The organism is Pseudomonas laurylsulfatiphila (assembly GCF_002934665.1).
Taxonomy (GTDB): domain Bacteria; phylum Pseudomonadota; class Gammaproteobacteria; order Pseudomonadales; family Pseudomonadaceae; genus Aquipseudomonas; species Aquipseudomonas laurylsulfatiphila.
This window is the reverse complement of sequence record NZ_NIRS01000009.1, coordinates 168001-180521: the sequence shown is the minus strand read 5'-3', so window position 1 is coordinate 180521 and position 12521 is coordinate 168001. Positions and strand designations below refer to the sequence as shown.

The following is a 12521-nucleotide window of genomic DNA, read 5'->3' as shown; positions in this document are numbered from 1 at the left end:
CGATACGTCAGCCAACCTCAATATTGAATGACAGTACGTCTTCGCGAGCAGGCTCGCTCCCACAGGTCTCTGATCGTGGCCCTCCTAGCGGCGGCTTTGCTGCCACGCGGCCGCCAATCCGCTGCAACAGATCACGGCAATACCGAGCACGGTGGTCAGTGTCGGCGTGTGGGAAAACAGCAGCCAGCCCAGCAGGCCGGCGAAGATGATCTGGCAATAGCTGAACGGCGCCAGCAGTGCCGGTGCCGCGAGTCGGAACGCCTGGGTCAGGAACAGGTGAGCCGTCATCCCGCAGGCCCCCAGCGCCAGCATCATCGCGCCATGCACCAGGTTCGGTGTCTGCCAGAAGAACGGCACCAGCGCACTCATCACCAGCGTGTTGCACAGGCCCGCGAAAAAGTTGCTGGTGGTCGGGCTGTCGATCTCACTGAGCTTGCGCGTCAGCAGTTGATAGAAGCAGAAAAACAGCGCCGAGCAGAACGGTAGCAACACCGCCGGGGTAAACAGATCTCCCCCCGGGTGAACGATGATCAGCACCCCGATAAAACCGCAGATCACCGCCAGCCATTGCCCCCGCGTCACACGCTCGCCAAGCAGCGGCACCGACAGCGCGGTGACCAGTACCGGCGCCAGGAAGTTGACCGACGTGGCCTCGGCCAACGGGATGTACATCAGCCCCGTGGTGAAAAACAGACTGGTGCCCAGCAGGCACAGCGCCCGGATCAGCTGTAGCAATGGCCGCTTGGTACGCAGCACCCGCAGCCCTGATTGCGGTAGGAAAATCCCGGCCATCAGCAAGGTGTGAACCACGTAACGCGCCCAGACCACCATGACAATGGGATAGAAACCGGAGAGGTATTTGGAAAAGGCGTCGTGGCTGGAAAACAGGAAAGTCGCGACAACGATCAGCAGGATCCCTTTGAAGGGCTGATTGACGCCGGAAAGCGGGGTGCTGCTGGGCGACGTCAAGACAAAGTCCTTTTATGGGTTGAGGCGAGACATAAATAATTTAGAACCTGGTTCCATTTTATGATATCGACGACTCAAGAAAGTGGGCGAATACCGCACACTGTTTATTCAAGCAGACTTCAGATTCAACTGAACAACTCTGATGCCTGGCTCGCCAGTGACAGCTCATCGGCGTATTTCAACAAGGTCGGCGCCAATTCATGCAATCGCGCGCCGGGCATTCGCGCGCTTGGCCCGGCAATACTGAGCACTCCGATGACCCGGCCATCCAGTGGATGACGCACCACGGCGGCAATCGCCGAGGTGCCCACCGCCGAACTTTCCTCTACCCAGGCATAACCTTGCTCCCGTGCCAGACGCAAGCGCTCCAGCAGTTCAATATTCGAACGTGGTGCATTAGGCCCGACGTCCCGAGGCAATTTCGTCCCTTGCCGCTCGACCAGCGACAGCGCCTCGGCATCGCTCATGCAAGCCAGCCACGCGTGCCCCGAAGCCGTGTAGAACAAAGGCGCATCGCGCCCCATGTCCGGGTCGTAGCGCAGACCGGACCGGGCACCCTGGGACTTGGCGATCCACACTTGGCGTTCCCCCTGGATCACCCCCAGCCGCACCAGCTCACCGGTTTCCCCGGCCAGACGATCGAGTACCGGCTGGATGATATCCGCGCCGTTGCCGGACAAGTATCGAAAGCCCATGGCCACCAGCTTGGTCGACAAGTGATAGCGCAGGTTGTCCGGATTCTGCCGTACGTACCCCAGGCGAATCAGTTCAGCGAGCAAACGATGAGTCGCGCTTTTAGGGATTCCCAGTTGCTCGGCCAACGTCTGCATCGGCAAACCCTGCGGTTCACCGGTCAGGCTTTCCAGCACGCTGAAGACACGTTCGATCTGACTGCCAGCCATGGTATGTCCCAAACAAAATTTGGCTGATTCTAGAAGAGAAGCCCCACGAAGCAAAATGTGGAACCAGTCGCTCAACCGGTAGTCTGACGACCGGACTGGCGCGGCTCCCACTTGGCAGCAACACTCATCGCACGGCTCGATACCCGGAACAGTAGAGGATTCCCACATGCTATGGAAAAAAGGCCGACGCAGCGACAACGTGGTCGATGCCCGTGGTGATGATGTCGGCAGTGGCGGCGGCGGGATGCGCTTCGGCGGTGGCAAGGGCCTGAGCCTGACGGCGATCCTGCTGATCGTCGGCATCGGCTGGATCACCGGCCAGGATCCGCTGCAAATCCTCGGACAACTGACCGGGCAAATGGGTCAGCAATCGGCACCCGCCACCAACCAGAGCCGCAAGGCACCACCGGCCAATGACGAAGGCGCGGAGTTCGTGCGCTCGATCCTCGGCGACACCGAAGACACCTGGGGCGCTATATTCCAGCAGGCCGGCCGTCAATACAAAGAACCGACCCTGGTGCTGTTCAGCAACCGCGTGAATTCAGCCTGCGGTCTGGCCAGCTCGGCGACCGGGCCGTTCTATTGCCCGGCGGACCAGAAGGTCTACCTGGACATGGCGTTCTTCCAGGAAATGTCCCAACGCTTTTCCGCCGCGGGCGACTTCGCCCAGGCCTACGTAATCGCTCACGAAGTCGGACACCATGTGCAGACCCTGCTTGGGGTGTCCGCAAAAATCCAGGCAGCCCGCCAACAAGGCCGGCAGATGGAAGGCGACGGCGGTTTGCTGGTTCGTCAGGAACTGCAAGCCGATTGCCTGGCCGGTGTTTGGGCCAACAATGCACAGAAGCGCCTGAACTGGCTGGAACCGGGCGACATCGAAGAAGCACTGAACGCAGCGAACGCCATCGGTGACGATCGTTTGCAGCAACAGGGTCAGGGCCGCGTGGTCCCGGACTCGTTCACCCACGGTACGTCGGCGCAACGGGTGCGCTGGTTCAAAACCGGTTTCGCCCAAGGCCAGGTAAGCCAGTGCGATACCTTTGCGACGAAAAATCTGTAAATGAAGAAGTGGTTGTTGGTTGTTCTGTTTACTTGCGCAACGTCCCAGGCCGCCGAGCATGAGGTCAAGGAGCTCAGTCCCGGACGCCTACTGTTGAAATCAGGTGAAATCGCGGTGGGCATCAGCCCCGCCCCGGCAAAAATCGAACGGGTGCTGATCTTCCTCCACGGTCGCTTGCGCAACGCGCAAACCTATCTGCAGAGCGGTGAGCACGCGGTCGAACTGGCCGGGCAAAGCGCAACGACCCTGGTGATCGCCCCGCAATTCCTCAATGAAACCGATGTGGCGGTTCATCCGGTGGCCGACACCGTTTTGCGCTGGCAAGGCAATGAATGGATGGCCGGCGGCGAATCCTCGGCGCCGTTTCGGCTAAGTTCCTACGCGGCGCTCGACGAAATCATCGCTCGCTTGGGTGACCGCCAGCAGTTTCCGGATGTGAAGCAAATCGTCATCGCCGGTCACTCCGGTGGCGCGCAGGTGGTTCAGCGTTATGCATTGCTCGGTCATGATCAGCCGGCCCTCGAGGCGGCCGGCGTACAGGTTCGATACGTGATAGCCAACCCGTCGTCCTACGCCTATTTCGATGAGCGCCGGCCGGTGGCGTTCAGTCACGCCGGTTGCCCGCAATTCAATCGCTGGAAATATGGGCTAGCGGATTTGCCCGCCTACGCCGAAGGACAAACGCCCACACAACTGCAGGAAAAGTACCTTAAGCGTGACATCGTTTACCTTCTGGGCCAGCAGGACACCGACCCGAATCATCCGGCGCTGGACAAGAGCTGTGAGGCCATGGCGCAAGGGCCGTATCGGTTGGCGCGCGGGCGTTTTTTCTTTGATTATCTGAAGCGGCTGCAACCGCAAGGGTTGAATCAGCAATTGATTGAGGTACCCGGAGTCGGGCATAGCGGGGACGGGATGTTTACGTCGCCGGAGGGGCAGAAGGCGTTGTTTGGGCAGTAGGTGTTGCACTGTCTGATCTGACGCCTTCGCGAGCAGGCTCGCTCCCACGAGGATTTTGCGGTGAACACATCATTTGTGAACACCAGCAATCAAATGTGGGAGCGAGCCTGCTCGCGAAAGCGGTTGACCAGGCAACGAGGCACTCAAGCCGACAGCATCTGCCGCAACTCAACACAATCCGCCGCATGCCAATCGGTCAATTCCGGCCAAGGATTATCCGGCAGGTTCACCAACACAGTCCGCGTACCCGCCGCTCGCCCGCAATCCAGATCAAAGCGGTAGTCACCGACCATCACCATCTCGCTTGCCGGCACCTTCCACGCTTCGGCCAGTTTCAGCAGCCCGCCCGGATGCGGCTTGGGCGGTGCATCATCGCGGCCCAATACATCTTCCAGCGCAAAGCAGTCGGCCAGGCCAATGGCCTCCAGCGTGACATGCGCCAGCTCCCGGGCATTGCGCGTGAGAATGCCCAGGCGATAACCGCGCCCGGCCAGCTCACGCACCAACTCAACCGCGCCCGGCGCCGGTTTCGAACCGAGGGCCAGGTCCCGTTCGTGCTCCAGCAGCCACGCATGCTTGGCAGTGGCTTCATTGGCCGGCAGTGCGGCGAGGTGGGTCAGGATGTCGGCTTCGGCTGGAATCGCCAAGGCTACGCGAATCGCTGCGAAGTCGTGCACGGCCACGGTCAGGGTGCCGTCCATGTCGAACACCCAGTGACGCACGTCAGCCAGGCTCACGCCCAATCCTTGCGGTGACGGATCAAGCCTTCCTGGGTGACCGAGGCCACCAGTTGCCCGGCGCGATTGAACACGCTGCCTCGGGAGAATCCGCGCGAGTTGCCGGCCCACGGGCTGTCCATCGCGTAGAGCAGCCAATCATCGGCACGCAGATTCTGGTGGAACCACAGTGCGTGATCGAGGCTGGCGACTTGCATGTCCTTGTGCCAGACCGATTTGCCGTGGGGCTGCATCGAGGTGACCAGCAGACCGAAGTCCGATGCATAGGCCAGCAGGTATTTATGCAGCGCCGGCGAATCGGCCAAAGCCCCGTCGGCGCGGAACCAGACGTACTTGACCGGATCGGACGGCAGCGGGTTGTAGGGATCTTTTTCAGTCACCGGGCGGAATTCGATCGGCTTGGGGCACAACAGCTTTTCGCGCATTTTCTCGGGTATCAGGTGCGCGCGCTGCTGGGTGAGTTCCAGCTCCGAGGGCAGATTTTCCGGGCCAACCACAACCGGCATTTCGCTCTGGTGCTCAAAGCCTTCCTCGTCGTACTGGAATGACGCACTGCACGTGAAGATCGGATGACCCTTCTGGATCGCCGTCACCCGGCGCGTGCTGAAACTGCCGCCGTCACGCACCCGGTCAACCTGATACACCACCGGCAACCCGGCATCACCCGGACGCAGAAAATAGCCGTGCATCGAATGCACATGGCGCGCCTCTTCTACCGTCTGACTCGCCGCCGACAGCGACTGGCCGAGTACCTGGCCACCGAACAGCTGACGAAAACCCAGGTCCTGGCTACGGCCGCGGAACAGGTTTTCTTCGATCGGTTCCAGGGTCAGCAAGTCGACCAGATCTTCCAACACTTGGCTCATTCAGACTCTCCTCACGCAAAACATTGCCGTGCAGTCTTGGCTGCAACGGTCGATTCAGTTTCCGGCCCGGGCCAGCATGGGGCCATTGTAAACGTCCGTGCCAGCTTATCCATGCAAGGTTTGCAGCCATTGTTCGCGGCTGATGCGATACAGAACATGCCGACGCAACGGATGATCGGCTTCGAGTCGCGGGTGTTCGAAGTCATCCGCCGGGTCATGGTGCATGCCGATGGCCTGCATGACTTTCTCTGACGGCAGGTTGGTTTGCGTCGTGAAGGCCACCACCTCTTTCAGCGGCAAGCGGTCGAACCCGCAGCGTAGAGCGGTCCATGCCGCTTCACTGGCGTAACCGAGGCCCCAGTGCTCGCGGGCCAGGCGCCAGCCGATTTCCGTCGCGGGGGTGAATGGTGCGTCGAATCCGACCACATTGAGCCCGGTAAACCCGATGAACTGGCCAGAGTCCTTTCGTTGCAAGGCCCAGAGCCCATAACCATGCTCGGCGAAATGACCACGGATTCGCCCGATCAATGACGCGCTTTCCAGCCTGCTCAGGGGGGCTGGAAAATAGCGCATCACCTGCGGATCGGCACACATCGCCGCAAAGTCCGCCAAATCTTCATCGCGCCACTGGCGCAACAGCAGCCGAGCGCTTTCAAGTTCCAGTATTGGCTCCATCGTGCCCCGCCCCTCCATTTCAATGTCGCCAGTCTACAACGCTGGTAGGATCCCTCTCTCATTCCTACATGAAATGACCATGCCACTGCCGCTGATTTATCACGAAGACTACAGTCCCGAGTTTCCGGCGGATCACCGCTTCCCCATGGACAAGTTCCGCCTGCTGCGCGATCACCTGGTAGACAGCGGCCTGACCCGCGACGCCGACCTGCTGCGCCCGGATCTGTGTCCGGCAGACATTCTCGCCCTCGCCCATGACCCTTCGTATATCGAACGCTACATGAGTGGCGAATTGTCCCGCGAAGACCAGCGCCGCCTTGGCCTGCCCTGGAGCGAAGCACTGGCCCGGCGCACGGTGCGCGCAGTCGGCGGCTCGCTGCTGGCGGCCGAGCAGGCGCTGGAGCATGGCCTGGCCTGTCACCTGGCGGGCGGTACCCATCATGCGCACTACGACTACCCGGCCGGGTTCTGCATCTTCAATGACCTGGCGGTGATCAGCCATTACCTGCTGGAAAGTGGTCGAGTGAACCGGGTGCTGATCTTCGATTGCGACGTGCATCAAGGCGACGGGACCGCACGAATCCTGCACCACACCCCGGAAGCGGTAACCGTTTCCCTGCACTGCGAAAAGAACTTTCCTGCACGCAAAGCCGAAAGTGACTGGGACATTCCGCTGCCCAACGGCATGGGCGATGCCGACTACCTGAAGGTGGTGGACGATGCGCTCAACTACCTGCTGCCGCTCTACCAACCGGACCTGGTGCTGTATGACGCCGGGGTCGATGTGCATAAGGACGACGCCCTGGGTTATCTCAAGCTGACAGACGAAGGCGTCGCCGCCCGCGATGAAAGCGTGATGCGCCATTGCCTGGGTCGCGACATCCCGGTGGTCGGGGTGATCGGCGGCGGCTACAGCAAGGACCGCCAGGCCCTGGCCCGTCGCCACGGCATCCTCCATCACAGCGCGCAGCGCGTCTGGCAGTCATCAGGCTGTCACTGAGTTGTGGATGCTTTACCCACAATGCCTGTGGAGCTGCCTGTGGATAACCTGAGTGAAAGGGCCTGCAGGCCCCACTGCGTATAGGCTACAGAACGACGGTTATTTTTTAACCAGCACTGGCAAACACCACCAAACCCTGTGGGAGCGGGCTTGCCCGCGATGACGCCGGCACATCAACATCTTTGTTGACTGACAGTTCGCTATCGCGGGCAAGCCCGCTCCCACAGTTATCGTGTACTGCTAGAATGCGCGGCTACTCCGCCACACCGCAGCTTTTACCATGACTCAGCCCAGCACTTCCCTCCCCCCTCACGTCGCCATCATCGGCGGCGGTCCTGCCGGTTTGATGGCAGCTGAAGTGCTGAGCCAGGCCGGGATCAAGGTCGACCTGTACGACGGCATGCCTTCGGTCGGACGAAAATTCCTCCTGGCTGGTGTCGGCGGCATGAACATCACTCACTCCGAAGCCTACCCGGCGTTTCTCTCGCGTTACGCCGAACGCGCCCCGCAAATCGCCCCGCTGTTGCGAGGCTTCGGTGCCGAAGCGCTGTGCCAGTGGATTCACGGGCTCGGCATCGAGACCTTCGTCGGCAGCTCCGGCCGGGTATTCCCCACCGACATGAAAGCCGCACCGTTGCTACGCGCCTGGCTCAAACGCCTGCGCGACAGCGGTGTAGTTATCCACACCCGCCATCGCTGGCTCGGCTGGACCGAACATGGCGGTTTGCGCATCGACAGCCCGGAAGGCGAAAAGACCGTTCAAGCCGATGCCACCCTGCTCGCCCTCGGTGGCGGCAGTTGGTCACGGCTGGGTTCGGACGGCGCCTGGATGCAGGCACTGGAGCAGCACGGCGTGGGACTGGCGCCGTTGCAACCGAGCAATTGCGGCTTCGAAGTGCAGGCCTGGAGCGAATTGATGGTCAGCAAATTCGCCGGTGCGCCGCTGAAAAATATCGCCATCGGCCTGAACGACGACGTCCCCCGGCTCGGCGAATGCGTGATGACCGCCACCGGGGTCGAGGGCAGTTTGATCTACGCCCTGTCGGCACCGATCCGCGAAGCGATCAACCAGCACGGTTCGGCAACGATTCATCTGGACCTGTTGCCCGGCCGGCCTGTGGATAAAGTTCTGGCGGCGTTGAGCAAACCACGAGGTTCACGATCGATGGCCAAGCATCTGCACAGCCAGCTTGGCATCGATGGGGTAAAAGCGGCGCTGTTGCGTGAACTGACCAGCGCCGAGTGCTTTGCCGATATGGCGTTGCTGGCCAAGGCGATCAAGGCATTGCCACTGACACTGGTGAAAACCCGTCCGCTGGACGAAGCCATCAGCAGCGCGGGCGGTGTGTTGTTCGAGGCGATGGATGAGCGCTTGATGCTCAAGCAAATGCCTGGCGTGTTTTGCGCCGGGGAAATGCTCGATTGGGAAGCGCCGACAGGCGGCTATCTGCTGACTGCGTGTTTCGCCAGTGGGCGGGCGGCGGGGTTGGGGATGGTGGAGTGGTTGCGGCGCAAGGGCTGAGACCAAGTCGCCCCAATCGCGAGCAAGCTCGCTCCCACATTAATCTTCAGTGAACACATAATTTGTGTACGACATGGATCCTGTGGGAGCGAGCTTGCTCGCGATGGCGGTCGAACGATCGCTGAAGCTATTAAGGCTTGCGCTTACGCGGCCCGGTATTGAACACCGGCACCTTGCGCACCGGCTTGATCGAAGGCTCCGCCGGTGCAACCTCTCCGCTATCTACCCACTTGCCAAGATTGCGTTTACCACCGCCACCACCGGAAGCCTTGGGCTTCTTCGGTTTTTTCGGCTTCTTGATCACCTGACCGCTGGCATCGGTGTCCGGCACGCGGTGCTCCGGCTCGAAGTCCGGCTCATTCTGACGCTTCAGCGTCTGGCGGGTCAGCATCTCGATCGCCGACAGCAGATTCACTTCATCGGCGCATACCAGGGAAATCGCCTCGCCGGTCGAGCCCGCGCGGCCGGTACGACCGATGCGGTGGATGTAATCCTCGGCGACGATCGGCAAGTCGAAGTTGACCACCAGCGGCAGGTCTTCGATGTCCAGGCCACGGGCCGCCACGTCGGTAGCGACCAGAATCTGCACTTCACTCGCCTTGAAACGATCCAGTGCGCGCTGACGGGTAGCCTGGGGTTTGTCGCCGTGGATGCCGTCGGCGTTGATGCCCAGGCCCTGAAGCTTTTCCACCAGCGCATCCACGCCGTTGCGGGTCTTGGCGAACACCAGTACTTGCTTCCACTTGCCCTTGCGCATCAGGTGCACAAACAGCTCCGGCTTGCGCTTCTTGTCCACGGTCACGATCCATTGCTTGACCGTATTGGCCGCCACGTTGCGCGGGCTGACTTCGATGCTCAGCGGGTCGTTGAGCATCTGCCCGGCCAGCAGGCGGATGTCATCGGAGAAGGTCGCGGAGAACAGCAGCGTCTGACGTTTCTTCGGCAGCGCACGGTAAATGTTCGCCAGCTCCTCGGAAAAGCCCAGGTCGAGCATGCGGTCGGCTTCGTCCAGCACCAGGGTTTGCAGCTGGTTGAACTTCAGCGCGTTCTGGCGGAACAGGTCGAGCAAGCGGCCCGGGGTTGCCACCAGCAGATCGACACCGCTGCGCAGCTTCATCATTTGCGGGTTGATGCTGACGCCGCCGTACACCGCGTAAGTACGCAGCGGCAGATTTTCGGCGTACTGGCGCACGGCCTCGTGAACCTGCTCGGCCAGCTCGCGGGTCGGTACCAGGATCAGCGCGCGGACCGAGTTGGCGGTGACTTTCGGCCCTTCCATGGCCAGCAGTTGCAACAGCGGCAGGGCGAAACCGGCCGTCTTGCCGGTGCCGGTCTGGGCGGCGGCCATCAGGTCGCGACCGGCCAGCACCGCCGGAATGGCTTGCGCCTGAACCGGCGTCGGAGTCTGGTAGCCGAGCGTCTCTAGGGAGCGCAGCAAGGGTTCGATCAGGCCAAGGGTGGCGAAAGTCATGGGAATACCGTAGGAAAATTCAGCGCGGGTTGTTCAAAACAAGTGTGCAAAACAAGATGCAATGCCGCGCAGTTTACCCTAATTCACTCGGGATTCTGTCGGTAGCACCGTCACCACAGGCTTAACCGGCGTCCGACGCCACTGCGGCAATCCGATCAGCACCACGGCGCTGATGATCACAGCCATCGCCAGTGCTTCTTCGATGCCGATGGTCTCGCCAACAAACACGATCCCCAGCAACACCGCCACCGCAGGATTGACGTAGGCATAACTGGTAGCCGCCGCCGGACGCACGTGTTTCAACAGGTACATGTAGGCGTTGAAGGCGATGATCGAGCCGAACACGGTCAAGTACGCCAGGGCTGCCCAACCTTCGATGGGCGGCACCTTTTCCAGGTGTTCACCGCTGACCGCACTGGCGATCAGCAGCACTACGCCACCCACCAGCATTTCCACAGCGCTGGCCATCGCGCCCTGAGGCAACGGCAGGTGTTTGCTCCAAACAGAGCCAAACGCCCAGGTCGCCGCCGCAAAGATCAGCAACGCCGCGCCCAACGGGCTCGATTGCAGGTTCGAGCCCAGGTTGAGCATGGCAATGCCGATCAGCCCGAGCACAATCCCGGCCCATTCGAGACGGGTATTACGTGCGCCCCAGAAATATCCGCACAGCAAGGTAAACAGCGGCACCGTCGCCACCGCCAAAGCCGCCACCCCGGAGGCCACGCCCGTGTGCTCGGCCACACTGACCGCGCCGTTGCCACACGCCAGCAGCAAAATCCCGATGACCCCGGCGGCTTTCCACTGAGCCCAGGTCGGTGCCGGCGCCCCGCGCCAGCGCAGAAAGGCGTACATCAAGGTCCCGGCAATGACGAAGCGGATGCCGGCGAGCAACAGCGGTGGCCAATATTCCACACCGATGCGGATCACCAGGTAAGTCGAGCCCCAAATCACGTACAAGGCGAAAAAGGCAGCGATCAAAGGTAAGGGAAAGCGACGAAGGCCGGACATGGGGGCAGCTCACAGGCAAGGACAAGTGAACGGCTATTCTAGAAAGGCTGGCGACGGAAAATAAGTTACAAAACCTGTTTAAAGCGCCGGTACACTTTTCATATCACGGAGTTCAGCGCTATAAACCGTGTTTTCGAAAGTCGAGCATTTTCAGGAGTCGCCCCATGGACAAATACGACCGCATGCTGCTCAGCGCCCTGCTGGAAAACGGTCGCGCGTCGTACGCCGACCTGGCGCGCAAGGTCAACCTGTCCGCCCCGGCGGTGGCCGAGCGCGTGGCCAAGCTCGAAGCCAACGGCGTGATCACCGGCTATCAGGCGAAGGTCGACATGGCCAAGCTCGGCCTGCCGATCCAGTGCGTGATCGAATTGCGCCTGAACCAGCACGGCAACCAGAAGGCCTACGACGACCTGATCAAAATCCCGCAATTGACCGAATGCCATCGGGTGACCGGCGATCCGTGCGTGATCATGCAAGCCGCGGTGGGCTCGATGCCGGAGCTGGAAGATCTGATCAACCGGATCGCCACGTTCGGGTTCAGCAAGACGTCGATCGTGTTGTCCAGTGCGATAGAGAAGCGGGTTCCGTTGGGGCATATCGAAGGGAATGGCAAGCTTTGATCGAACGCGGAACCTGTAGGAGCGAGCCTGCTCGCGGTGGTCGCCAACGATAACGCGGGAAACCTGACACCCCGTCGCGAGCAGGCTCGCTCCTACAGGGGATTTGTGGTGAGTTCGGGATCAGCGATAGCGCTTGAGATGCTCGCCCACCTTCCCCGCCGGTACCTTCTGCAACTTGCACAGCAAGTCATGGGACAGCTCGCGCAGGCCATGCTTCTGGAGCAACTCGTCCTCCAGGTGCGCCGTCAGGTTGGCCGCCATCTCGGCATCGGCCATGGCCCGGTGAGCCTTGCCGGTGTGCGGCAGGTTGGCAAACGTGGTGAGGGTGCCGAGTTTGTGGTTCGGCGCGGTGGGCATCAGGCGGCGGGCCAAGAGCAGCGAACAGGCAAAGTTCTGCAAGCGGGTGCGCTTGATTCGCCCGAGTTCGAAGTCCCAGAACTTCTGGTCGAACGCGGCGTTGTGCGCGAGCAACGGTGTGGTGCCGACGAACTCATTCACTTCGTTCATCACCTGCTCCGCCGACGGCGCGGTGCGCAGCATGGCGTTGCTGATGCCGGTGAGCTGCTCGATGAAGGCCGGGACGCGCACGCCGGCGTTCATCAGGCTTTGGTAACGCTCGACGATGCGCCCCTGTTCAAGGATCACCACGGCAATTTCCGTGGCCCGGCAGCTGCTGCTCGGGGAGATCCCGGTGGTTTCAAAGTCGATGACTGCGATGCGTTCCAAACCTG

The 12521-nt window shown here is 61.2% G+C and carries 13 protein-coding genes; 5 read left to right on the top strand and 8 right to left on the bottom strand.

What is annotated here, in order from left to right:
* Positions 1-84 precede the first annotated feature (84 nt).
* Positions 85-969, bottom strand: coding sequence for a DMT family transporter (locus CD175_RS28945; RefSeq protein WP_102702081.1), 885 nt, complete (start codon positions 967-969; stop codon positions 85-87).
* 125 nt (positions 970-1094) lie between these two features.
* Complete coding sequence (locus tag CD175_RS28940) at positions 1095-1871, bottom strand: IclR family transcriptional regulator (RefSeq protein WP_104451368.1); 777 nt, start codon at positions 1869-1871, stop codon at positions 1095-1097.
* Positions 1872-2037: 166 nt separating this feature from the next.
* Between CD175_RS28940 and ypfJ the strand changes: the two genes are divergently transcribed.
* Both ypfJ and CD175_RS28930 read left to right on the top strand, forming a co-directional pair.
* Complete coding sequence (gene ypfJ, locus CD175_RS28935; RefSeq protein WP_104451367.1) at positions 2038-2931, top strand: KPN_02809 family neutral zinc metallopeptidase; 894 nt, start codon at positions 2038-2040, stop codon at positions 2929-2931.
* Positions 2932-3891, top strand: coding sequence for an alpha/beta fold hydrolase (locus CD175_RS28930; RefSeq protein ID WP_104451366.1), 960 nt, complete (start codon positions 2932-2934; stop codon positions 3889-3891).
* A 143-nt stretch (positions 3892-4034) separates the two neighbouring features.
* Here the strand turns inward: CD175_RS28930 and CD175_RS28925 are convergent, their stop codons facing one another.
* From CD175_RS28925 to CD175_RS28915, 3 genes are all read right to left on the bottom strand, one after another.
* Positions 4035-4628 (bottom strand): HAD family hydrolase, encoded by a 594-nt coding sequence (locus CD175_RS28925; protein ID WP_104451365.1) that lies wholly within the window; start codon positions 4626-4628, stop codon positions 4035-4037.
* A complete protein-coding gene (gene tesB, locus CD175_RS28920; protein ID WP_104451364.1) occupies positions 4625-5494 on the bottom strand; it encodes an acyl-CoA thioesterase II in 870 nt (289 codons plus the stop codon). Before tesB ends, CD175_RS28925 begins: the two co-directional genes overlap by 4 nt.
* 105 nt (positions 5495-5599) lie before the next feature.
* Positions 5600-6169: a GNAT family N-acetyltransferase gene (locus CD175_RS28915; protein ID WP_104451363.1), complete on the bottom strand. Its 570-nt coding sequence runs from the start codon at positions 6167-6169 to the stop codon at positions 5600-5602.
* Between the two features lie 79 nt (positions 6170-6248).
* On the opposite strand from CD175_RS28915, the gene CD175_RS28910 reads away from it, so the two are divergent.
* Both CD175_RS28910 and CD175_RS28905 read left to right on the top strand, forming a co-directional pair.
* The gene (locus CD175_RS28910) at positions 6249-7169 is read left to right on the top strand and encodes a histone deacetylase family protein (protein ID WP_104451362.1); all 921 of its coding nucleotides are present in this window, start codon (positions 6249-6251) and stop codon (positions 7167-7169) included.
* 280 nt (positions 7170-7449) lie between these two features.
* On the top strand, positions 7450-8691 hold the full coding sequence (locus CD175_RS28905; RefSeq protein ID WP_104451361.1) for a TIGR03862 family flavoprotein: 1242 nt from the start codon (positions 7450-7452) through the stop codon (positions 8689-8691).
* 130 nt (positions 8692-8821) lie between these two features.
* On the opposite strand, the gene CD175_RS28900 is transcribed toward CD175_RS28905, so the two are convergent.
* Positions 8822-10162 (bottom strand): RNA helicase RhlE1, encoded by a 1341-nt coding sequence (locus tag CD175_RS28900; protein WP_007975800.1) that lies wholly within the window; start codon positions 10160-10162, stop codon positions 8822-8824.
* 78 nt (positions 10163-10240) lie between these two features.
* On the bottom strand, positions 10241-11170 hold the full coding sequence (yedA, locus tag CD175_RS28895) for a drug/metabolite exporter YedA (RefSeq protein ID WP_104451360.1): 930 nt from the start codon (positions 11168-11170) through the stop codon (positions 10241-10243).
* Positions 11171-11334: 164 nt separating this feature from the next.
* Between yedA and CD175_RS28890 the strand changes: the two genes are divergently transcribed.
* Positions 11335-11790 (top strand): Lrp/AsnC family transcriptional regulator, encoded by a 456-nt coding sequence (locus tag CD175_RS28890; RefSeq protein ID WP_104451359.1) that lies wholly within the window; start codon positions 11335-11337, stop codon positions 11788-11790.
* Between the two features lie 120 nt (positions 11791-11910).
* Here the strand turns inward: CD175_RS28890 and CD175_RS28885 are convergent, their stop codons facing one another.
* Positions 11911-12516, bottom strand: a complete 606-nt coding sequence (locus tag CD175_RS28885; RefSeq protein ID WP_104451358.1) for a 3'-5' exonuclease — start codon at positions 12514-12516, stop codon at positions 11911-11913.
* Positions 12517-12521 lie beyond the last annotated feature (5 nt).

Bases quoted from the DNA above. Each gene is read 5' to 3' on its own strand.
- CD175_RS28940 (WP_104451368.1), bottom strand. From the start codon at position 1,871: ATGGCTGGCAGTCAGATCGAACGTGTCTTCAGCGTGCTGGAAAGCCTG.
- ypfJ (WP_104451367.1), top strand. From the start codon at position 2,038: ATGCTATGGAAAAAAGGCCGACGCAGCGACAACGTGGTCGATGCCCGT.
- CD175_RS28930 (WP_104451366.1), top strand. From the start codon at position 2,932: ATGAAGAAGTGGTTGTTGGTTGTTCTGTTTACTTGCGCAACGTCCCAG.
- tesB (WP_104451364.1), bottom strand. From the start codon at position 5,494: ATGAGCCAAGTGTTGGAAGATCTGGTCGACTTGCTGACCCTGGAACCG.
- CD175_RS28915 (WP_104451363.1), bottom strand. From the start codon at position 6,169: ATGGAGCCAATACTGGAACTTGAAAGCGCTCGGCTGCTGTTGCGCCAG.
- CD175_RS28910 (WP_104451362.1), top strand. From the start codon at position 6,249: ATGCCACTGCCGCTGATTTATCACGAAGACTACAGTCCCGAGTTTCCG.
- CD175_RS28905 (WP_104451361.1), top strand. From the start codon at position 7,450: ATGACTCAGCCCAGCACTTCCCTCCCCCCTCACGTCGCCATCATCGGC.
- CD175_RS28900 (WP_007975800.1), bottom strand. From the start codon at position 10,162: ATGACTTTCGCCACCCTTGGCCTGATCGAACCCTTGCTGCGCTCCCTA.
- yedA (WP_104451360.1), bottom strand. From the start codon at position 11,170: ATGTCCGGCCTTCGTCGCTTTCCCTTACCTTTGATCGCTGCCTTTTTC.
- CD175_RS28890 (WP_104451359.1), top strand. From the start codon at position 11,335: ATGGACAAATACGACCGCATGCTGCTCAGCGCCCTGCTGGAAAACGGT.